The following is a 20,907-nucleotide window of genomic DNA, read 5'->3' as shown; positions in this document are numbered from 1 at the left end:
TAGCGATACGATGCGATAGCGATGTCCGGGCGATTCGTGGAGCGCGGTCCCGGGTATCGCTGTCGCTCACCCGGGCTGCTGAAGGTTATTTCCCCGTCGGCGTGTCCTGCCGCCAGGCCGAGCCTGCGATCTTGGCCGCAGCGATCACGGCCTGCGTGCGGCTCTCGACGCCGAGCTTCTGCAGGATTGCCGAAACATGCGCCTTGATGGTGGCCTCGGAGACGCCGAGTTCATAGGCGATCTGCTTGTTGAGCAGCCCCTCGGAGAGCATCATCAGCACCCGCACCTGCTGCGGGGTCAGCGTCACCAGCCGGTCGCGCAGCCTGGTCATCTCTGGATCGGCGGCCGCGGTGAGATCGGTGTCGGGCGGCACCCAGATCTCGCCCTCCATCACCTTGAGGATCGCATCGCGCAAAGTATCGACGCCGAACCGCTTCGGGATGAAGCCGGAGGCGCCGAAATCGAGCGAGCGGCGGATCGTGGCGGCATCATCGCTCGCCGACACGATCACGACCGGCACCGCCGGATATTGCGCGCGCAGATAGATCAGGCCCGAAAAACCGGAAATGCCGGGCATGGTGAGATCCAGCAGGATCAGGTCGACCTCGGCATCCTTCTCCAAGAGCGCGGTCAGATCTTCGAAGGAGCCTGCTTCGTCGACCACGGCCGAACTCACGACGCTGGCGACCGCCTGCCGTAACGCGTTGCGGAACAGCGGATGGTCATCGGCGATGACGAGACGAGTGCTGGCAGGCGCCATTCTTCGAATTCTTACAACTGTAGTCTTACCGAGATTCCACGAACCATGCTCATGCGAAGCGCGCAGCGTGGTTTTTCGAAATACTCCTCCGGCGGGAGGTTGCATGCAAGCGGGCAATTCCACCTGATGAATAAAGCAGTTAATCGGTTTCCTTGTGCATCGCAACACACCGCACGGCGTCACCGGCGGGCGTTGATCCGCAAACGTGCTCGCGCGCGTCATTCCCCACAACCTTCTCGGATGAGGGCCGAAAGTCGTATTGGGGGCGCTTTCACCGCAATGTTACTTTGTTTCGCGAGGCCACATGATGCGACGGCGCCTTTTGCGGCCGCGCGTCGGAGGCGAGCCTTCAAAGACCAAACGATCTGGGGAGTGGATGCTGATGACAATGGCAGCGACAGCAGGCGGTACCTACCGCACCGGAGGGATGACGGCGGAGGAGCGGAAGGTGATCTTCGCCTCCTCGCTCGGCACCGTGTTCGAGTGGTATGATTTCTACATCTACGGCACGCTCGGCGTGTTCCTTGCGAAATACTTCTTCTCGACCGTTCCCGCGAACGTCGCCTTCATCTTCACGCTGCTCGCCTTCGCCGCCGGCTTCGCGGTCCGGCCGTTCGGCGCGCTGATCTTCGGCCGCCTCGGCGACATGATCGGGCGCAAATACACCTTCCTCATCACCATGACCCTGATGGGCGTCGGCACCTTCTTCATCGGACTGCTGCCGAGCTATGCAAGCTGGGGCATTGCGGCCCCGATCGTGCTGATCTTGCTGCGCCTCGTCCAGGGCCTGGCGCTCGGCGGCGAGTATGGCGGCGCGGCGACCTATGTCGCCGAGCACGCACCGCAAAACAAGCGCGGCTACTACACCTCCTGGATCCAGACCACGGCGACGCTCGGCCTGTTTCTGGCGCTGCTGCTGATCCTCGGCATCCGGACCATCATGGGCGAGGAGTCGTTCGGTGACTGGGGCTGGCGCATTCCGTTCCTGCTCTCAGGCATCCTGCTGATCGTGTCGATCTGGATCCGGCTGACGCTGAACGAATCGCCAGTGTTCCAGCGCATGAAGGAGGAGGGCAAGACCTCCAAGCGCCCGCTGAGCGAGGCCTTCGGCGAGTGGTCGAATGCCAAGATCGCGATCCTCGCGTTGCTCGGCGCAACCGCCGGCGAAGCCGTGGTGTGGTATGGCGGCCAGTTCTATGCGCTGTTCTTCCTGACCCAGACCATCAAGGTGCCTGGCGTCCCCGCCCAGATCATGATCGTGGTCGCGCTGGCGCTCGCCACGCCCGGCTTCATCATCTTCGGCTGGCTGTCGGACAAGATCGGCCGCAAGCCGATCATCCTGGCGGGCTTCCTGCTGGCGGCAGTGACCTATTTCCCGATCTTCAAGGGCATCACGCACTTCGCCAATCCGAAGCTGGAGGCCGCGCTTGCCTCCTCGCCCGTGACCGTCGTCGCCGATCCGAACGAGTGCTCGTTCCAGTTCAAGGCGACCGGCGCCGAGAAGTTCACGACAAGCTGCGACGTGGCCAAGTCCGCGCTGGTCAACCTGTCGGTGAACTACAAGACCGAGGCGGCGCCCGCAGGCACCAAGGCGCAGGTGAAGGTCGGCGAGCAGGTTCTGGACACCGCCAGTCCCGATTTCGCCAAGGCGCTGCCCGCAGCGATCAAGGCGCACGGCTATCCGGCCTCGGCCGACCCGGCTGAGATCAACTACTTCATGACGACGGTGCTGCTGTGGATCCTCGTCGTCTATGTGACGCTGGTCTATGCCCCGATCGCCGCCTGGCTGGTCGAGCTGTTCCCAAGCCGCATCCGCTACAGCGGCATGTCGCTGCCCTACCATATCGGCAACGGCTGGTTCGGCGGCTTCCTGCCGGCCACCGTGTTCGCCATCGCGGCCGCAACCGGCGACATCTATGCGGGTCTCTGGTATCCGATCGGCGTCGCGGCGATGAGCCTCGTCATCGGCTTCCTGTTCCTGCCGGAAACCAAGGACGTCGATATCGCGCAGACCTAGACCGCAGCGCACCCAGCTTTCAGCACGTCGAACGGCCGCGGATCTGCTCCGCGGCCGTCCTGCTTTCCGAACGCTAGGCAGCGCCGATGAACTGCAGCACGACCTCGCGGCTATGGGGCCGGGCGCGATGCTCGATCAAGTAGATCGCCTGCCAAGTCCCGAGCATCATCTCACCCTCGCGCACCGGGATCTGCAGCGATGTCGATGTGAGCATCGTCTTGATGTGACCGGGCATATCGTCCGGTCCCTCAGTGTCATGGACCCAGCCGGCATTCTCCGGCGCTAGGCGCGACAGCGCCGTGGTGAGATCCTGCAGCACGCTGGGATCGGCGTTTTCCATGATGGTCAGCGATGCCGAGGTGTGGCGGATGAAGACTGTGACCGCACCTTCTCTGGCATTGGCCTGGGCGAGGAAAGCCGCAACCTCCCGTGTCAGATCGACAAAGCCGCGGCCCGACGTGCGCACGGTCAGCACCGAGGTGACAACGGTGTTGACGGCGACGGTCGACGACGCACTGCGGGACACGGTTTTTGTCGACATCCTCAGATCTTCCCTGACATGTCCTTCTGCACGCGATTGGCCATATCGATCAGCCGCCGCCAGGCCTGCTCCACGAATGCCATCACCCGGTCCATGTCCTGATCGCTCGGCAGCGGAATTTCGATCTTCCGCGACCCGTCCGTCGACTTCGGCTCGACAGGCTTGGACTCCGCTGGCTTGGACTCTGCGGATTTCGGATCGGCCTTCTGCAACTGATCCGATTTCGGCAGGGCCTGGTCCTTCGGCAACGCCTCGTCGATCTTGCCGGTGACGGTCTGGTCGCGGGAGGCAAGCTGCGCCTTCAGCCGATCATTCTCGGCCCGCAGCCGGCCGATCTCGGCATCCATCGCGGCACGCTCATCGGGCACCGCATAGCAGGACCACCCCATGCCCGCCGTGTCACTGCAGGTCGAGATCGCCCCCGTCCTCGTGTCGAGCCGGACCACGCCATCCGACGTGGCCGACATCGTGTAGCGGCCCTTGTCGCTATCCGGCGCAGGCTGCTCGGCCGCGGCCGGCCCGACCATGCAGGCGGCCGCAACGACGGCTGCGATCAGGCTGCGCCGCGGCGATATCAATGCGATCGATGTCCGTGCGTTCATGACGTTGCTCCCGCATGGCAAGGCATCCCGATCCGCAGCGCTTGCCCTCGAATTTTGTCGCGCGCGTGGTTGAGGGTTGGGCTTCGTGCCTCTGCTTTTTGACCTATGGGGAGGACACCGCGATTTCAACGCGGGCGCGCCACATTCGCTGCCTTGCCGACCGCGGCACGCGAAAGCCAAGAGGGGCGATCGCGCACCGCACAAGCGTGCGCTGATGCGCCGCGGTGACAGCTGTCGACCGATCCAATGCGAGGCCAAGAATTGCAATAAAATCAATAACCTAACTGTTCCACACGCAATCTTGACTTGGCAGGATGCGGTCAGTATGGTCCGCGCGGCTTTAAAGGGTGATGGGGCGCAATTTCCTTCAACCCGCAGCGACGTATCGGTCTTCACATCATGGCGGAAGGCACGGACGACAGCAGCGGACACGGAAGTGGCGATAAATCGCCCGATGAGGCTGCGCTTTCCGCAAGGCTCGGAAGTCTTGATCAGCGGTTGTCCGAACTTCGTGACAGCCGCGCGACCAGGACTGACCAACCTGGAGCTGGAGGCGGAGACAGTGCGGCCAGAGCATCGGCGATGGCGCGCGGTCTTCGGCTTTCCTCCGAGTTGATCGCCGGTGTTCTTGTCGGTGCGGTGCTCGGCTGGGGTTTCGACCGCTTGCTGTCGACATCGCCTTTCGGATTCATCGTGTTTTTCCTGCTCGGCTTCGCCGCCGGCGTGTTGAATGTGGTGAGGTCGGCAGGGGTTGCTCCGGACCGGACCGGCCGATAGCGGCATGCGGAAGTCCCGTCGAATGAAGTGCAAAACGCCGGCGTCGCCGGTGAACAATGAGACGCCACGCGGATGATCGATCCGATCGAACAATTCGACCTCAACAAGATCTTCACGATCGGCCATATCGGCAATCATGAGATCGCCTTCACCAATTCCACCGCCTACATGCTGCTCGCGGTCGCGATCATCAGCGTCATGATGCTCGGTGCTGGGCGGGCGCTGGTGCCGGGGCGATTCCAGTCGGTGGTCGAGCTGTCCTACGAGTTCGTCGCCAACACCATCAGAACCAGCGCCGGCTCCGAGGGCATGCGGTTCTTCCCGCTGGTGTTCTCGCTGTTCATGTTCATCTTCGTCTCGAACATCGTCGGCATCATCCCCTACACATTCACCGTCGCCAGCCACATCATCGTCACCTTCTCGCTGGCGCTTCTGGTGTTCCTGACGGTCATCCTCTACGGCTTCTACAAGAACGGCCTGAAGTTCTTTAAGCTGTTCGTCCCCTCCGGCATTCCGGTGGTGATCCTGCCGCTGGTGGTGCTGATCGAGATCATCTCCTTCTTCTCCCGCCCGATCTCCCACAGCGTCCGTCTGTTCGCCAACATGCTGGCCGGCCACGTCACGCTGAAGGTGTTCGCGAGCTTCGTCATCATGCTGGGCGCGCTCGGCGCCGTCGGCAAGGCTGGCGCACTGCTGCCGCTGGGCCTCGCCGTCGCGCTCACCGCGCTGGAGCTGATGGTCGCGTTCCTGCAGGCCTACGTCTTCACGATCCTCACCTGCATCTATCTCAACGATGCTATCCATCCGGGCCACTGATCCGGCCCAACTCACAACCTCTAAAAGGAGCTTTTCATGGATCCGGTTGCAGCGAAGTACATTGGCGCAGGCATTGCCTGCATCGGCATGGGTGGCGCCGGTGCCGGCATTGGCATCATCTTCGGCAACTACCTCTCGGCCGCGCTGCGCAATCCGTCCGCTGCTCAGGGCCAGTTCGGCAACCTGATCTTCGGCTTCGCGGTGACCGAGGCGCTCGGCATCTTCTCGCTGCTGATCGCGCTGCTCCTGCTGTACGCCGTCTAAGCGCGGCCCGAGCCGGACAGGAGAACGCCCGTGGCTGAAAGTCATGGCGAGGCCGCCAAGGGGTCTGCCCAGGGCACGACCGCCCATACCGAGGCCGAGGGCGGGCACGGTTTCCCTCCGTTCCGGTCGGAAACCTTTCCCTCGCAGATCGTCTCCCTGCTGGTCGCTTTCGTGGTGCTGTACGTGATCGTGTCACGTCTGGCGCTGCCGAAGGTCGGCGGGGTGATTGACGCCCGCCAAAAGGCCATCGAGACCGATCTTTCGGACGCGCAGCGGCTGAAGGACGAGTCCGAGGCCGCGATGAAGGCGTATGAAAGCGAGCTCGCGACCGCCCGGGCCAGCGCCCAGGCGATCGGAGCCGAAACCCGCGAGAAGCTTGCGGCCGCCTCGGAAGCCGAACGCAAGGCCCTGGAGCAGAGCCTCGCGACCAAGCTCGCGGAAGCGGAAAAATCCATTGCCGCCACGCGCGCGACCGCGATGAGCAATGTCCGTGGCATCGCCGCGGATGCGGCCAGCGCGATCGTCGAGCAGCTGACCGGAAAAGCTCCGACAGCAAAGGCGCTCAACGCGGCCGTCGATGCATCCTTGAAGGAAACAGCCTGATGTTCGCCGATCCGGAAACCTGGGTTGCGATCGCCTTTATCATCCTGCTCGCGCTGTTCGGCTATTTCGGCGTGCATCGGATGCTCCTGACCGCACTCGACCATCGCGCCGAGCGCATCAGGTCCGAACTCGACGAGGCCAAGCGCCTCAAGGAGGAGGCGGCGAAGGTGCTCGCGGACTACAAGTCCCGCCGCGCCAGCGCCGAGCGCGAAGCGGCCGAGATCGTGACCTCTGCCAAGGCGGAGGCCGAGCGCATCGCGACAGAGGCCAAGGCCAAGATGGAAGACTTCGTCGCCCGCAGGACCAAGGCCGCCGAGAGCAAGATCGCGCTCGCGGAAGCCCAGGCCCTGGCGGACGTCCGCTCTGCCGCCGCGGAGGCGGCCGTGCAGGCCGCCACCAGCGTGCTGTCGCAAACGGTGAAGGGCAAACTTGCCGACGACCTCGTCGCCAAGGGCATCAAGGAAGTCCGTCAGAAGCTGAACTGAGCGGGTCTCACACACCTTCGATCAGACCATCTCTGAAAACAGCCGGCGCGACATCCTCGCGCCGGCTTTTTTTGTTCTCATTTCTTTGTCTTCAATATCGCGCCGGCGGGCGTGACCTCCGATCAAGCCACGCGGACTATCTCTTCTTCTTCCCACGCGCCTTGGGCTCCGGCCCCAGTGCCTGCGGATCGAAGCCGATGTAGAACACGTAGGCATCGGGATTGGAGCCCGGCCCCGGCACCGGATAGACCAGATCCTCGGCGACGATCGTGAACGGCACGCTACCGTCCTCGGTCATCTGCACTGTCGTGCGGTAGGCCTTGGTCGCGATCACCTTCTCGTTGACGCCGCCCTGGACCACGGCGACGCGCATCGGAATCTCCACGGTGGCGGGGGCGCCCGCGGCGCCCGCAATCACCCGCCCCTGGATGCCGATCTTGGCGATGATCTGACTGCCTTCGAGATTGCACTCCCGTGCGGTCTTGGTGATGGAGGCCTGGAATTTGACGTCATTGCCGATCGCCTGCTTGCCAGGCGCCGCCACCGCATAGGTCGAGGCGCCGGCGCGGATGTTGACCGGCGGGCAGGTCAGGCCCTCGGTCGGATCGGCCGCTGGCCCGCCGTTCGCGGGTAAGTTCTGCTGATCCGGCTTGTCGTCCGAGCCGCCGCCGAACAGGCTCTTGAAGCGGTCGGTCAGCGATTGCGCCGCGGCCGGTGAGGCGAGGCTCGTCGCGCCCAGCGCGACTGACACCGCGGCCACTGCCGCAAACCGGATTGCACGTCTCTCACGCATCGGATGTCCTTAAGGCTTGTCATCGCCCGGCCACCGCGTCTCGCTTTAACAGCGCGATCACGGCGAAGCCGTGGCACTCTTCATGGGTCAAATTGGCGGCGCCAGCACTGCGGCTGCGCGCTGTGAAAACAGCTTCGAAATCATTCTACCCGCGGAAATCCTCGTTCAGCAGGCCATAGAGGAAGTGGTCCTGCCAGACCCCGTTGATGCAGAGATAGCGGCGCGCCAGGCCTTCGCGGGTGAAGCCGCATTTCTCCAGCACCCGGATCGACGGCGTATTGGTCGGGATGCAGGCCGCCTCGACCCGGTGCAGGTTGAGCTCGCCGAACAGCGTCGGCAGCAACAGGCGCAGCGCCGCGGTCATATAGCCGCGATGCGCATGCGGCTGGCCCATCCAATAGCCGATGGTGCCCGCCTGCACGATGCCGCGGCGGACATTGGCGAGCGTGATGCCGCCGAGCATGGCGCCGTCATTCTCGCGGAACACGATGAACGGATAGGAGCGGTCGGCCGCCATGTCCTCGGCATAGCGGCGCAGCCGACGCCGGAAGCCGGAGCGGGTCAAATCATCGGACGGCCAGATCGGCTCCCATGGTGTCAGATATTCGCGGCTGTAGTCACGCAGCTGCGCCCATTGCACGTAGTCGGCCATCTGCGGCGCGCGCAAATAGAGCCCATTGCCGCGCGGCGCGAGCGCCGTCGGTCCGCTGGATGGCAAACGAAACAGGGCCACCTGGGATGCTCCCCTGCTCTTCCCAGCTTCCACTGGTGACCGCTCCGGATTCCGCGCCGCACGCGAGCTCACGCGGCGGGACGGACTCCTGCAGCCTCAATGGAGCTGAGCCTTCGACTTCGACCCGCTCAAAGCTTCCGCGAAAGTCACCGCGCTGTCCAGACCCCTGCCGCTGCCGAGCGCAACCACCGCCGGGCGCGAGCGCGCCAGCAGCGTGCGCGCCGCATCGCGGGTGCTCTCGACGCTGACGGCGTCGATCTTGGCGACCATCTCCTGCAGCGTCTGCGGCCGGCCATAAGCGAGGATGTGGCGCGCGAGCTGTTCGGCACGGGAGGAGCAGCTCTCCAGCGCCATCAAGAGGCCCGCCTTCATCTGCGCCTTGGCGCGCGCGACCTCGGAATCGGTCAGCGTCTCCACGGCGTCACCGATGATATCGACCACCACCTCCATCATCTCGGGGGCATCGGCCGGATCGGTCCCGGTGTAGAGGCCGAAGAAGCCGGTGTCGCTATAGGGCGCATGGAATGTGTAGACCGAGTAGCACAGGCCACGATTCTCCCGCACCTCCTGGAACAGGCGGGAGGACATGCCGCCGCCCAGGATGTTGGTGAAGACCTGCAGCGAGAACAGCGATGGATCGGCCTGCGGCACGCCTTCCAGCGCCAGCGTCAGATGTGCCTGCTCGAGATCGCGATGCACGACCTTCGAGCCGCCTTTGCCGAAGGTGGCCGGCAGCGGCTTCGGCGCCGGCGCGCCGTTGAAACCGGCAAAGCGCTTGGCCACGTCATCGACGATGCGCGCGTGATCGACCGCGCCGGCGGCGGCCACCACCATGTCGGGCCCGCGGTAGTGCGTGGACAGATAGCCGCGCAGCTTGTCGCGATCAAAACCCTTCAGCGTCTTGGCGGTGCCGAGCAGCGAGCGGCCCATCGGCTGGTCCGGATAGCAGAGCTCGTTGAGATGCTCGAACACGACATCGTCGGGCGTGTCCTGCGCCGCGCCGATCTCCTGCACGATTACGTTCTTCTCGCGCTCCAGCTCCTCCGGCACGAAGGAGGGATTGGCGAGAATGTCGGAGAGCACGTCGAGCGCCAGCGGCACGTCGGCCTTCATCACCCGCGCATAATAGGCAGTGGTCTCGGTCGAGGTGCCGGCGTTGAGATCGCCGCCGACCGCCTCGATGGTCTCGACGATCTCGCGCGCGCTGCGCGTCGTGGTGCCCTTGAACGCCATATGTTCCAGGAGATGCGAGATGCCATGCTCGTCGGGCTTCTCGTCGCGGCCACCGACGCCGGCCCAGACACCCAGCGCGGCGGTCTCGAGATGCGGCATCGTGTCGGTCACGACCGTGAGCCCGGTCGGCAGCTTGGTGACTTCCACAGCCATTAACCTATAGCTCCCTGCTTGGCGGCCCGGCTGACCGACAGGATGAACTTCTCGACCTCGGCCTGGTCGTTACGCATGATCCTGACCTCTTCGCGCCTCGTCATCAGCCCGTCGAGCCAGGCCGGCAGATGCGGCCGCACGCCGCAGGCGGCTTCCACCGCGTCCGGGAATTTCGCCGGATGAGCTGTCGAGAGCACGATGTTCGGCACCGATGTATCGGCGGAATCGCGATCGGCGACCGCGAGCGCGACCGCCGTATGCGGATCGACGAGATCGCCGGCCTCGCGGAAGGCGGCGCGGATCGCGGCCGCCGTCTCGGTCTCATCGGCGCGGCCGGCGTCGAAATCGGCGCGGATCGCGGCCAGCATGGCATCGGGCAGCACGAAGCGCCCGGACTGCTTCAGCGAGGCCATCAGGCGGCGCACGGTGTCGGCGTCGCGGCCTGCAGCCTCGAACAACAGCCGCTCGAAATTCGATGAGACCTGGATATCCATCGATGGCGAGGTGGTCGCGTGCACCTCGCGCACCTCGTAATGGCCGGTCTTGAGCGTGCGCGGCAGGATGTCGTTGACGTTGGCGGCGATGCGCAGGGTGCGGATCGGCAGGCCCATGCGCTTGGCGACGAAGCCTGCAAAGATATCGCCGAAATTGCCCGTGGGCACCGTGAAGTCGACGCTGCGCTGGGGCGCGCCGAGCGCGACCGCCGAGGTGAAATAGTAGACCACCTGCGCCACCACGCGCGCCCAGTTGATCGAATTGACGCCGGACAGCGCCACCGCGTCACGGAAGCGATGATTGTTGAACAGGCCTTTCACGATCGCCTGGCAGTCGTCGAAATTGCCCTCGATGGCGAGCGGGTGGACATTGGCGGCGCCGGCCGTGGTCATCATGCGCCGCTGCACCTCGGAGATGCGGCCGTGCGGGAACAGCACGATCAGATCGGCATTGTCGCGGCCGGCGAAAGCTTCCACCGCCGCGCCGCCGGTATCGCCCGAGGTCGCGACCACGATGGTGGTGCGCTCACCACGCCCCGCCAGCACATGATCCATCAGCCGCGAGATCAGCTGCATCGCCACGTCCTTGAAGGCGAGCGTTGGGCCGTGGAACAGCTCCAGCACGAACTGGTGCGGATCGATCTGGTTGAGCGGCACGACCGCCGGATGGCGGAACGTGGCGTAGGCCTCGTTGGCCATGCGGCCGAGGTCGGCGTCGGAGATCTCGCCGGCGACGAACGGCTTGATGACCTCGACCGCGACCTCCCAATAGGGCCGGCCGAAAAACTGCGCGATCGCCTCATGCGACAGAAGCGGCCAGGTCTCGGGCACGTAGAGGCCGCCGTCGCGGGCGAGCCCGGTCAGCATCACGTCGCAGAAGCTCAGCGCGGGGGCTTCCCCGCGGGTGGACACGTAGCGCGTCAAATCGCTCTCCAGGCCCTCATCATCAGCTTAAGCCATTGATTTGATTACAGATCAGAACTGCCTCGCGGCAAACTGGTCTGGCACCATAATCGTTTTGCCCAGACGGGGAAACCGGTAGTTGCCGCAGAAATAGCTGTACGGAAGGCGTACAGAGATTCGCGGCAGACCTCGCTGTCGTCCCCGCCTTGTGCGCAATTGCGCACTGGAGCGGGGACCCATAACCACCGGCCGTGCGGTTGAAAACGAAAGTAGCTCCAGCCTGCGCCCAACTGCAAACTGGGGTTATGGGTCCCGGGTGGGCGCCTGCCGGCGCTGTCGCGCCGTCCGGCTTGCCCGGGACGACACCAGCGGGTGACTGCTCCAACTTCTCACCCATGCAGCGCCGACTCATACCTTCTCGTTCTCGCGACATGACATGCCCGAGCTATGCTTCATTCATCTACCCTCTCGCATTGGAGGGCGCAGGGAAGGCCGGGCGCCGGCTGGCGCCCATGGTCCGCGTGCAGCAAAAGAGCACGCGGCAGAACCACAGGTGCAGCCGAGATCGCCCGGCCTTCCCTGCGCGATGGGTTTAACGCTTATACGCGCTCTCCCCGGGGACCGGCTCTCTTGCCCCCGTCGCTCACGACGCTCGTCGAACAGCATCGCAAGCTTGGCCTCAGCACCGGGAGGCCAGGACCACACGACTTCGCAGTCCGCGCCCGCGGCACTCGTCAGTTGCCGCCTGCACGTCCATCGCATCCCGCTTCCACGTATCGTGACGACGCGCACGCCCCTCTCCGATGAGGCGGGATGGCTCTAGACAATCACCAATTCTGAAAAAAAGAAACAAGAATATTTTTCGCAAAAGGGCTGGACACGACCGAGCTGCTTGATCGGCCGCACAAAATTAGCGTTTCGGCGCAGACGAGTCGCGGAGCATGCGCGGGCGATTTGCAGCGAGACGTGGGCCATGCCGTTGCGCCGGTAACACGAAGCAGGTTGCGCGAAACAATCGCGTATCGCAGCGCCGCTAGGTCTCGCGATCGTAACGATCACGCCATCATTGCTCAGACCGGCGGGGAATTGCCATCATGCCAGAGATGTTCGACGTCGCGCTGCCGATCGTGTTGGCCGCGCTGCTGACCTTCGCGAGCCTGCGCGCCTTCAGGCACAAGAGGAGGCTGGTCCGATGGGGCGTCGGCAGCATCGCGGCACTGCTGACGCTGATCGCCACGATCACGAGCGTGTTCGCGCTCGCTGGCCTCTCGCGGTTGAACGCGCATGGCGCGCCGGCCGTTTCGCCGACCATCGCCGGTACCGCCGAGCAGGTACAGCGCGGACACGAGATCGCCGACGGCTTCTGCAGCGGCTGTCACGCACCCGACGACATCACCGCGACGCTCACCGGCGACCGTGACCTCGGCCGCCATCTTCCGCTGCCGCTCGGCTCCTTCGTCGCGCCGAACCTGACGCCGGCCGGGCGGCTCGCCCGCTGGTCCGACGGCGACATCTTCCGCGCCATCCGCAACGGCGTCGATCCCGGCGGCCGCAGGCTGTTCATCATGTCGCTGACCAATGCCTCGGGGCTCAGCGATGACGACACCAAAGCTGTCATCGCCTATCTGCGCAGCCTGCGCGCCGATGGCCGGGACACCGGCGCGACGCCCGACCGCTTCTCGCTGCTCGGCCTCGTCATGCTCGGCGCCCACCTGCTGCCCGAGGCCAAGCCGGTGCCGACTGGCGTAGTCATAGCACCGGCCAAAGCGCCGACAGCAGAATTCGGCGAATACATTCTCTCCTATCAGGATTGCCGCGGGTACCATGGCAAGGCGCTGACCGGCGGCGTGCCGGGCCAGCTTCCGCCGCTCGGCCCTGATCTCAACGTGGTCAAGGTCTGGAGCTTCGATCAGTTCGCCGCCACCATGCGCACCGGCGTCGATCCCACCGGCCACGAGCTCGGCAAAGAGATGCCGTGGCGGCCGATCGGACGGATGAGCGACGACGAGCTGCGCGCCATCTACGAATATTTGATGCACCTGCCGGCGAGCTGACGGGATCGCATCCATGCAGCAGGCACGCATCATCTCCGCATTCAGCACATGAATGGTCCGTAACAACGGGCCGCTCGCATCCGAACGGACCGTCATCGGCAACGTTACGAATGGCGGACGAGCGATGACGCGGAACTCCCTTGTGGCGAAAACTATCAGCCGGGGCAACGAGCTGATTTGCGCGATGTTTGTCATGGCTCAGTCGTCGCCGATCGCGCGCTGGTCCCCGATTCCGCTGCGGCTTATTGTAGGCTATGGCTTCGCCGAGCATGGCTTCGCAAAACTGCTGCGCGGCTCTGACAATTTCACCGGGCTGTTGCACGCGCTCGGCCTGCCGATACCGGCGCTGTTCGCCTGGATCACCATCGTGACCGAGATCGCAGGTGGCATCCTCATGCTACTCGGCGCGCTGGTGCCGCTGATCAGCATTCCCATGGCGATCGTGCTGATCGTCGCGATCATCACGGTACACTGGCCCTATGGCTTCTCGTCGATCAAGCTGCAGGCGATCACGCCGCATGGTGCGCATTTCGGCGAGCCCGGCTACGAGACCGACCTGCTCTATCTCGCCTGCATCATCGCGCTGGTGCTCGGCGGCGCCGGCCCCTACGCCATCGACAATTGGCTCTGGCGCCGCTTCGTGGTGCGGCTCGCGCAATCCTCATAATGATGGGATCACGGCCGTTGCGCGCGACGACCGCGGGCCCAGACCGCAAACGCGATCACGAGCGCAGCCGCGAGCGAGAACCAGGTGATGGCATATTGCATGTGCTCGTCGCGCAGATGCGGCGTCAGCGGGCCGGGCTTCGGGATGCCGTTGTCCGGCACCGGCGTTTCGAGATCGATGTAGAACGGCGCCACCTCGCCCCAGCCGAGCGCCTTGGCCATCGCGAGGTGATCCCTGGTGAACCACAGCCGCTTGTCGCGGTTGTCCGCCGGCGTCAGCAGGCCGGCGCTCTCCGGAAAACGCAAGTAACCGGCGAGCGTGATAGGCTCGCCGGTGATGAGCTTGGCGGCCGCGCGGTCCTCGACGCTGCGCTCCTGCATGGTGTTGGCGATGAAGCCGGTATCGATCACGACGGTCTCACCCGAGGCCAGCCGGGCCGGCAGGAAGGCCCAGGTGCCGGGGCCAGAGACGTCCTCGCGGACCGCGGAGCCGGCGCTATAGACCATCGCGTCCGGCAGCTTCAAATAAGTCGCGGTGAAAGTGACGCGGCGGAACTCGTCGTTCGCCGCGTTCAGCGCGGGCCATTCCGCGGACGGCGGCAGCGGCACCGGTGCAGCGGTGATCCGCGCCTCGAGCGCCGCGATCAGCGCATGCTTCTCGGCGCGGCGCGCGAGCTGCCAGACGCCGAGGCCGATGAAGATCGCAACCATCAATGCGGTGAACGCGGCAAAGGCGCGTGTGCCGCGCCCGCCGATAGCGGTGGTCATTGTCATAGGAAGGCGCTCGCGCGGTCGGCCTGTCCCTGAAGACTTGTTCGCAAGCTCTCGCGCGGAATGCGGTGCGCTCCCTCTCCCCGTCCTTCACGGGGGCGCGACGAGCTTCGCTCGCGCTGAGAGGGTTGGGGTGAGGGGCAGACGCGCCACCGGTTTGATTGTTGAGACCTGTAGCCCCTCACCCCACCCCTCTCCCCGCAAGCGGGGAGAGGGAGCTCACCGTCTCCTGCGCGAGAGTTCGCGAACAGTTGACACACCATCCTGCCCTCACCGCGGACCGCGGTCGACGAGCTCGCCCGGCGCAGCTTTGTGGTGGAACTGCAGCGCGATCAGCAGCGACTTCATCGACCGCAGCGGCAACAGCGTGGTGACGAGGATCAAGGGCAGCCACAGCGCCGCGTGGAGCCAGAATGGCGGCTGGTACTTCACCTCGACGATCAGCGCCGCCACGACCACGATCGCACCTGCGATCATGATGATGAAGATGGCCGGGCCGTCGCCGCTGTCGATGAAGGCGTAGTCAAGCTCGCAGGCTTCGCAGCGGTGTCGCAGCGTGAGGAAGCCCGAGAACAACTTGCCCCGGCCGCAGCGCGGGCAGCGGCAGGCGAGGCCGCGCAAGATGGTCTGCGATAGCGTGACGGGCTGGTTATGCATCGCTGTGTTCCACCCATCCTTCGTCGAGCAAGTCGTCCACACGCACATGCGCAGGAGAGCCGTAACAAGCAGGAGAGCCGTAAGAAAAAGGGCGGCCCTGCGGCCGCCCCCTTGTAGCACGATCAGCGGCCCGTCAATGCACCGCGTGGGAAGCGGCCTCGGCGCCGTGGCTGCCCCAAATGTAGATGCAGATGAACAGGAACAGCCAGACCACGTCGACGAAATGCCAGTACCAGGCGGCGAATTCGAAACCGAGATGCTGCTTCGGCGTGAAGTGGCCGAGATAGGCGCGGATCAGGCAGACGATCAGGAAGATGGTGCCGACCAGCACGTGGAAACCGTGGAAGCCGGTGGCCATGAAGAAGGTGGCGCCATAGATGTTGCCGCTGAAGGCGAACTCCGCGTGGGCGTATTCGTAGGCCTGCACTGCGGTGAAGGTGGCGCCGAGCAGGATGGTCAGGAGCAGACCATACTTCAGGCCCTGGCGATCGTTCTCCAGCAGCGCGTGGTGCGCCCAGGTCACAGTGGTGCCCGAGGTGAGCAGCAGCAACGTGTTGAGCAGCGGCAGGTGCCAGGGATCGAGCGCCTCGATGCCCTTCGGCGGCCAGGTGCCGGGCACGCTGCAGGCACCCATCTGGGTGCCGGCGCCGCAGCCGAACACGGCGTCGCGGGTCGCCTGCACGGCGTCCGCCGGGAACAGCGAGGCGTTGAAGAACGCCCAGAACCAGGCGACGAAGAACATCACCTCCGAGGCGATGAACAGGATCATGCCGTAGCGGTGATGCAGTTGCACGACGCGGGTGTGGTCGCCCTTGTATTGCGCCTCCTTGATGACGTCGCCCCACCAGCTCGCCATCGTGTAGAGCACGCCGACGAGGCCGATGCCGAACACGATCGGCGCGGCCGAATACAGATGATGCATCCAGCCGACCGCACCGAACGCCATGATGAAGGCCGACAGCGAGCCGACGAACGGCCACGGGCTCGGATCGACGAGATGGTAGTCGTGATGCTTAGCGTGGGCCGTAGCCATTCAAGTCTCTCCCCAGATCGATGCCGACGGAGCCGGCAGATATTCCTTCAAACCAAAGCACTGAAAGCGCGGCGTCATCACAGGCTGCCCCGCGGCTTCTCCACCTCACGCGCGGCAACCGGGCTCTGCGCCGCGTCGCGGACCGGATAGAATGTGTAGGACAAGGTGATGGTGTTCAGCGTGTCGTTCTCATGGTCGCCTGCGATCGCCGGATCGACATAGAACACCACCGGCATCTGCCGCGTCTCGCCCGGCGCCATGGTCTGCTCGGTGAAGCAGAAGCAGTTGATCTTGGTGAAGTAGGAGCCAACCGTCAGCGGGGTGACGTTGTAGGCTGCCTGACCTGCGGTGGTCCGCGCCGACTGGTTGGTCACGGTGTAGTAGACCGTCACCACCTCGCCGATCCTCACCTGGATCTCGGTCTTTTCCGGCTGGAATTTCCAGGGCAGCCCGCCGGCGACGTTGGAATCGAAGCGCACCGCGATGGTACGCCCCAGCGGCGCCGTAGCGGGCGCCGAGGCGGCAACCTGCGTGGTGCCGTTGAAGCCGGTGGCGCGGCAGAACCAGTTGTAGAACGGCACGGCGGCGTAGGCCGCGCCGACCATCAGCACGACGACGGCACCGCAGATTCCGCCGACCAGCGCGTCACGTCGGGTGGCCGCGCGGCGGGACCGCGCGGCCTGCGCCGGCAGTTCTGCATGCATCGGCTTTTCGGGTCTGTCCATCAGATCGGCCGTCTCAACACCGCGGGCCCCTTGACCAGGGTGACCGCGAAGAACAACACCACCAGCACGCCGAGTGCCAGCGCGATCGCGACCGAGCGGCGGCGCCGTGCGCGCAGCTGCGCCTCGGTGAGGACGATCCCGTCTTCTGGCTGGTTCGGCTCGGCCATGTCGGTGCCATGCGCCCCCTTCACCCGACCGCGCCCGGCCAGACTAACGGCGCGAGCATGCGCGCCACCGCCTCGACGCCCAGCGTCGCGAACAGCGCGAACAGATACAGGATCGAGAAGGCGAACAGCTTGCGGGTGGCGCGCAGCGAGGCGCTCCGCTCACGCTTGCGATAAACCTCGATCGCGAGCCACATCATGCCGGCGCCCAGCACGAGCGAGACACTGCCATAGATCGCGTCGAAATAGCCGAGCGGCCAGGGCGCGAGCGCAATGCCGACCAGGACGATGGTGTAGAGCAGGATCTGCAGCCGCGTCGCATCGGGGCCGGCGACCACCGGCAGCATCGGAATGCCGGCGCGGGCATAATCGTCGGAGCGGAACAGCGCCAGCGCCCAGAAATGCGGCGGGGTCCAGAAGAAGATGATCAGGAACAGCCACAGCGGCTCGGGCGCGATCGATGCGGTCGCCGCGACCCAGGCCACGACGGGCGGCAGCGCGCCGGCGGCGCCGCCGATCACGATGTTCTGCGCGGTCCAGCGCTTCAGCCACATGGTGTAGACCACGACATAGAAGAAGATAGTGAAGGCGAGCAGCGCGCCGGCATACCAGTTGACGAGAATGCCGAGCGTCAGCACTGAGAAGAAGGACAGGGTCGAGCCGAAGGCGAGGGCCTCAGGCGGCGTGATGCGGCCGCGCGGGATCGGGCGATTGGCGGTGCGCGTCATCTTGGCGTCGATGTCGCCTTCGAGCGCCATGTTGAGCGCGCCGGAGGCACCGGCACCGACCGCGATGCACAGCAGCGAGGTGATCGCAAGCACCGGGTGAAAGTGACCGGGCGCGATCAGCAGCCCAACCAGCGCCGTGAAGATCACGAGCGACATTACCCGCGGCTTCAGCAGCGCGAGATAGTCGCCGACATCGGCCTCGGAGATCCGGGGACCGGCCGCAATGGCGTTCTGCTCGATGACCGACACGATCAATTCCGATGTTTCGCTTCAGCAACCCAGCCGGGCCAATGGTCCGGCTGGGACGAGATTTGTCAGGACGGGATCACTGCACGCGCGGCAGCGTCTCGAACTGGTGGAACGGCGGCGGCGAGGACAGCGTCCATTCCAGCGTGGTGGCACCCGGCCCCCACGGATTGTTGGCGGCCTGCTGCTTGCGCATGAACGCATCGACCACGCCGTAGAGGAAGATCAGGACGCCGAAGCCCGAGATGTAGGAGCCGATCGACGAGATCAGGTTCCAGCCGGCGAATGCGTCCGGATAGTCGATGTAGCGGCGCGGCATGCCCGACAGGCCGAGGAAGTGCTGCGGGAAGAACACGAGGTTGACGCCGATGAAGGTGAACCAGAAGTGCGCCTTCGCGATGGTCTCGTTGTACATGTAGCCGAACATCTTCGGGAACCAGTAGTACCAGCCGGCGAAGATCGCGAACACGGCCCCTAGCGACAGCACGTAATGGAAGTGCGCGACGACGTAGTAGGTGTCCTGCAGCACGCGGTCGACACCGGCATTCGCCAGCACGACACCGGTGACGCCGCCGACCGTGAACAGGAAGATGAAGCCGATCGCCCACAGCATCGGCGCGCGGAACTCGATCGAGCCGCCCCACATCGTGGCGATCCAGGAGAAGATCTTCACGCCGGTCGGCACCGCGATCACCATGGTGGCGGCGACGAAATAGGCCTGCGTCGCCGAGGACATGCCGACCGTGTACATGTGGTGCGCCCAGACCACGAAGCCGATGCCGCCGATCGCGACCATGGCATAGGCCATGCCGAGATAACCGAACACGGGCTTGCGCGAGAAGGTCGAGACGATCTGGCTGATCATGCCAAAGCCGGGCAGGATCAGGATGTACACTTCGGGATGACCGAAGAACCAGAACAGATGCTGGAACAACAGCGGGTCACCACCGCCATCGGCCGCGAAGAAGGTGGTGCCGAAATTGCGGTCGGTCAGCAGCATCGTGATCGCACCGGCGAGCACCGGCAGCGACAGCAGGAGCAGGAACACCGTCACCAGGATCGACCAGACGAACAGCGGCATTTTGTGCAGGGTCATGCCCGGCGCGCGCATGTTGAAGATCGTGGTGATGAAGTTGATGGCGCCAAGGATCGACGAGGCACCGGCAATGTGCAGCGACAGGATCGCGAAGTCGACCGCCGGTCCCGGGTGGCCCGAGGTCGACAGCGGCGCATACATGGTCCAGCCCGCACCGACGCCGTTGGCGCCAGGTTCGCCCTCGACGAAGGTCGAGGTGAGCAGCAGCGCGAAGGACGCCGGCAGCAGCCAGAACGAGATGTTGTTCATGCGCGGGAACGCCATGTCCGGCGCCCCGATCATCAGCGGCACCATCCAGTTGCCGAAGCCGCCGATCATCGCCGGCATGACCATGAAGAAGATCATGATCAGGCCGTGGCTGGTCACGAACACATTGTAAGTGTGGTTCTCGTGGAACAGCTGGACGCCCGGATACATCAGCTCGATCCGGATCGCGATCGACATAGCAAGGCCGATGATCCCCGCGCAGATCGCGAAGATCAGGTACATCGTGCCGATGTCTTTGTGATTGGTCGAATACAGCCAGCGCTTCCACCCGGTCGGATGGTCGTGCGCATGATCGTCATGGCTGGTCAGGGTCGTTGCGCTCGTAGCCATTACCTATTCCCTTATCCCCTTCGGACCGCGCGCGGTCCGATCAAAATCGCCCGTCTTGCTGCGAGGCGCCGCTCAATGCGCCAAGCTGACGGCCGGGTCGGCCGCCGAGGCATAGGTGTTGCCCGGCGCGCTGGCGAACTTCTTCTTGGCATCCTCGACCCAGGCCGCGAAATCCTGGTCGCTCACGACGCGCACCGCGATCGGCATATAGGCGTGGTCCTTGCCGCAGAGCTCGGAGCACTGGCCATAAAACACGCCGACCCTGGTCGCCTTGAACCAGGTCTCGTTGAGGCGGCCGGGAATGGCGTCGATCTTGACGCCGAAGGACGGCACCGCCCAGGAGTGGATCACGTCCGCACCGGTGGTCTGAACCCGAATCACCTTGTTGACCGGCACCACCATCTCGTTGTCGACGCCGAGCAGCCGCGGCTGCTTGTCCTGCGCCAGCAGCGAGTCGAACTCGAACTTGCCGTTATCGGGATAGGCGTAGCTCCAGTACCACTGCTTGCCGGTGGCCTTGATGGTCAGGTCGGCCTTCGGCACGTCGAGCTCCAGGAACAGGAGGCGGAACGACGGCACCGCGATCGTGACCAGGATCAGCACCGGGATCAGCGTCCAGGCCACCTCGAGCAGCGTGTTGTGGGTGGTGCGCGAGGGCACCGGGTTGGCGCGCGCATTGAACTTGACCACCACGGTGATCAGCAGCGCCAGCACGAATAGCGTGATGATGGTGATGATCGTGAGCAGCAGGCCATGGAACCAGGTGATGTTCTCCATCACCGGCGTGACCGCCTCCTGCAGCCTGATTTCCCAGGGCGCGGGCTGCCCCATTTCGGCAAATGCCGCCCCGCTCGACAGCAGCGACACACCCGCCACCGTCAATCCAACCAAGCGGGCGCCCAATCGGCCCATCGACATCTTCATGTCGCTCGCGCTCCCTTCAGAACTTTCCCCCGCAGCGCGCGCAAGGCGGCGCGCTGTACGATCCGCGCTCCG

At 64.8% G+C, this 20,907-nt stretch carries 23 protein-coding genes; 8 read left to right on the top strand and 15 right to left on the bottom strand.

The features are described from left to right. Positions 1-85: 85 nt before the first annotated feature. On the bottom strand, positions 86-760 hold the full coding sequence (locus tag P6U24_RS03980; RefSeq protein ID WP_407157897.1) for a response regulator: 675 nt from the start codon (positions 758-760) through the stop codon (positions 86-88). A 388-nt stretch (positions 761-1,148) separates the two neighbouring features. Here P6U24_RS03980 and P6U24_RS03975 point away from each other — a divergent pair, with 388 nt between their 5' ends. Then, complete coding sequence (locus P6U24_RS03975; protein ID WP_407157896.1) at positions 1,149-2,777, top strand: MFS transporter; 1,629 nt, start codon at positions 1,149-1,151, stop codon at positions 2,775-2,777. Positions 2,778-2,850: 73 nt separating this feature from the next. Here the strand turns inward: P6U24_RS03975 and P6U24_RS03970 are convergent, their stop codons facing one another. After that, complete coding sequence (locus P6U24_RS03970) at positions 2,851-3,318, bottom strand: secondary thiamine-phosphate synthase enzyme YjbQ (RefSeq protein WP_407157895.1); 468 nt, start codon at positions 3,316-3,318, stop codon at positions 2,851-2,853. Positions 3,319-3,320: 2 nt separating this feature from the next. Continuing rightward, positions 3,321-3,920, bottom strand: coding sequence for a hypothetical protein (locus tag P6U24_RS03965; RefSeq protein WP_407157894.1), 600 nt, complete (start codon positions 3,918-3,920; stop codon positions 3,321-3,323). Between the two features lie 399 nt (positions 3,921-4,319). Here P6U24_RS03965 and P6U24_RS03960 point away from each other — a divergent pair, with 399 nt between their 5' ends. The 5 genes from P6U24_RS03960 to P6U24_RS03940 all read left to right on the top strand — a co-directional run bounded on the left by P6U24_RS03960 (position 4,320) and on the right by P6U24_RS03940 (position 6,865). Beyond that, entirely contained in the window at positions 4,320-4,697 is a 378-nt protein-coding gene (locus P6U24_RS03960) for an AtpZ/AtpI family protein (RefSeq protein WP_407157893.1), read from the top strand. A 72-nt stretch (positions 4,698-4,769) separates the two neighbouring features. Next, complete coding sequence (locus P6U24_RS03955; protein ID WP_407157892.1) at positions 4,770-5,513, top strand: F0F1 ATP synthase subunit A; 744 nt, start codon at positions 4,770-4,772, stop codon at positions 5,511-5,513. A 36-nt stretch (positions 5,514-5,549) separates the two neighbouring features. Then, positions 5,550-5,777 (top strand): F0F1 ATP synthase subunit C, encoded by a 228-nt coding sequence (locus tag P6U24_RS03950; RefSeq protein WP_006615622.1) that lies wholly within the window; start codon positions 5,550-5,552, stop codon positions 5,775-5,777. A gap of 30 nt (positions 5,778-5,807) precedes the next feature. Further along, positions 5,808-6,380 carry a F0F1 ATP synthase subunit B' gene (locus P6U24_RS03945; RefSeq protein WP_407157891.1) on the top strand — a complete coding sequence of 191 codons (573 nt, stop codon included), beginning with the start codon at positions 5,808-5,810 and terminating at the stop codon, positions 6,378-6,380. Then, positions 6,380-6,865: an ATP F0F1 synthase subunit B gene (locus P6U24_RS03940; protein WP_407157890.1), complete on the top strand. Its 486-nt coding sequence runs from the start codon at positions 6,380-6,382 to the stop codon at positions 6,863-6,865. Before P6U24_RS03945 ends, P6U24_RS03940 begins: the two co-directional genes overlap by 1 nt. Positions 6,866-7,001: 136 nt before the next feature. On the opposite strand, the gene P6U24_RS03935 is transcribed toward P6U24_RS03940, so the two are convergent. The 4 genes from P6U24_RS03935 to thrC form a co-directional block, all read right to left on the bottom strand. Continuing rightward, positions 7,002-7,625, bottom strand: coding sequence for a hypothetical protein (locus tag P6U24_RS03935; protein ID WP_407160768.1), 624 nt, complete (start codon positions 7,623-7,625; stop codon positions 7,002-7,004). 178 nt (positions 7,626-7,803) lie between these two features. Then, the gene (locus tag P6U24_RS03930) at positions 7,804-8,391 is read right to left on the bottom strand and encodes a GNAT family N-acetyltransferase (protein ID WP_407157889.1); all 588 of its coding nucleotides are present in this window, start codon (positions 8,389-8,391) and stop codon (positions 7,804-7,806) included. Positions 8,392-8,487: 96 nt separating this feature from the next. Next, entirely contained in the window at positions 8,488-9,777 is a 1,290-nt protein-coding gene (locus P6U24_RS03925; protein ID WP_407157888.1) for a M16 family metallopeptidase, read from the bottom strand. Further along, positions 9,777-11,195 (bottom strand): threonine synthase, encoded by a 1,419-nt coding sequence (gene thrC, locus P6U24_RS03920; protein WP_407157887.1) that lies wholly within the window; start codon positions 11,193-11,195, stop codon positions 9,777-9,779. The genes P6U24_RS03925 and thrC overlap by 1 nt, the downstream gene beginning before the upstream one ends. 1,073 nt (positions 11,196-12,268) lie before the next feature. Between thrC and P6U24_RS03915 the strand changes: the two genes are divergently transcribed. Next, positions 12,269-13,228 carry a c-type cytochrome gene (locus tag P6U24_RS03915; RefSeq protein ID WP_407157886.1) on the top strand — a complete coding sequence of 320 codons (960 nt, stop codon included), beginning with the start codon at positions 12,269-12,271 and terminating at the stop codon, positions 13,226-13,228. Positions 13,229-13,421: 193 nt separating this feature from the next. After that, a complete protein-coding gene (locus P6U24_RS03910) occupies positions 13,422-13,895 on the top strand; it encodes a DoxX family protein (RefSeq protein WP_407157885.1) in 474 nt (157 codons plus the stop codon). An 8-nt stretch (positions 13,896-13,903) separates the two neighbouring features. Here the strand turns inward: P6U24_RS03910 and P6U24_RS03905 are convergent, their stop codons facing one another. The 8 genes from P6U24_RS03905 to coxB form a co-directional block, all read right to left on the bottom strand. Next, positions 13,904-14,662: an SURF1 family protein gene (locus P6U24_RS03905; RefSeq protein WP_407160767.1), complete on the bottom strand. Its 759-nt coding sequence runs from the start codon at positions 14,660-14,662 to the stop codon at positions 13,904-13,906. A 273-nt stretch (positions 14,663-14,935) separates the two neighbouring features. Continuing rightward, positions 14,936-15,322 (bottom strand): DUF983 domain-containing protein, encoded by a 387-nt coding sequence (locus P6U24_RS03900; RefSeq protein WP_407157884.1) that lies wholly within the window; start codon positions 15,320-15,322, stop codon positions 14,936-14,938. 133 nt (positions 15,323-15,455) lie between these two features. Beyond that, on the bottom strand, positions 15,456-16,355 hold the full coding sequence (locus tag P6U24_RS03895) for a cytochrome c oxidase subunit 3 (protein ID WP_407157883.1): 900 nt from the start codon (positions 16,353-16,355) through the stop codon (positions 15,456-15,458). A 77-nt stretch (positions 16,356-16,432) separates the two neighbouring features. Beyond that, positions 16,433-17,059, bottom strand: coding sequence for a cytochrome c oxidase assembly protein (locus P6U24_RS03890; RefSeq protein ID WP_407160766.1), 627 nt, complete (start codon positions 17,057-17,059; stop codon positions 16,433-16,435). A 20-nt stretch (positions 17,060-17,079) separates the two neighbouring features. Further along, entirely contained in the window at positions 17,080-17,247 is a 168-nt protein-coding gene (locus P6U24_RS03885) for a CoxF protein (RefSeq protein ID WP_407160765.1), read from the bottom strand. A gap of 20 nt (positions 17,248-17,267) precedes the next feature. Then, positions 17,268-18,221 carry a heme o synthase gene (locus tag P6U24_RS03880; RefSeq protein ID WP_407157882.1) on the bottom strand — a complete coding sequence of 318 codons (954 nt, stop codon included), beginning with the start codon at positions 18,219-18,221 and terminating at the stop codon, positions 17,268-17,270. Positions 18,222-18,297: 76 nt separating this feature from the next. Beyond that, positions 18,298-19,911 carry a cytochrome c oxidase subunit I gene (ctaD, locus tag P6U24_RS03875; protein ID WP_407157881.1) on the bottom strand — a complete coding sequence of 538 codons (1,614 nt, stop codon included), beginning with the start codon at positions 19,909-19,911 and terminating at the stop codon, positions 18,298-18,300. A gap of 72 nt (positions 19,912-19,983) precedes the next feature. Further along, on the bottom strand, positions 19,984-20,835 hold the full coding sequence (gene coxB, locus P6U24_RS03870; RefSeq protein WP_407157880.1) for a cytochrome c oxidase subunit II: 852 nt from the start codon (positions 20,833-20,835) through the stop codon (positions 19,984-19,986). Between the last annotated feature and the right edge of the window lie 72 nt (positions 20,836-20,907).

Source organism: Bradyrhizobium sp. STM 3557, assembly GCF_045571465.1.
Classification (GTDB): domain Bacteria; phylum Pseudomonadota; class Alphaproteobacteria; order Rhizobiales; family Xanthobacteraceae; genus Bradyrhizobium.
The sequence above is the reverse complement of the archived record's forward strand: the minus strand, read 5'-3'. Positions and strand labels throughout refer to the sequence as shown.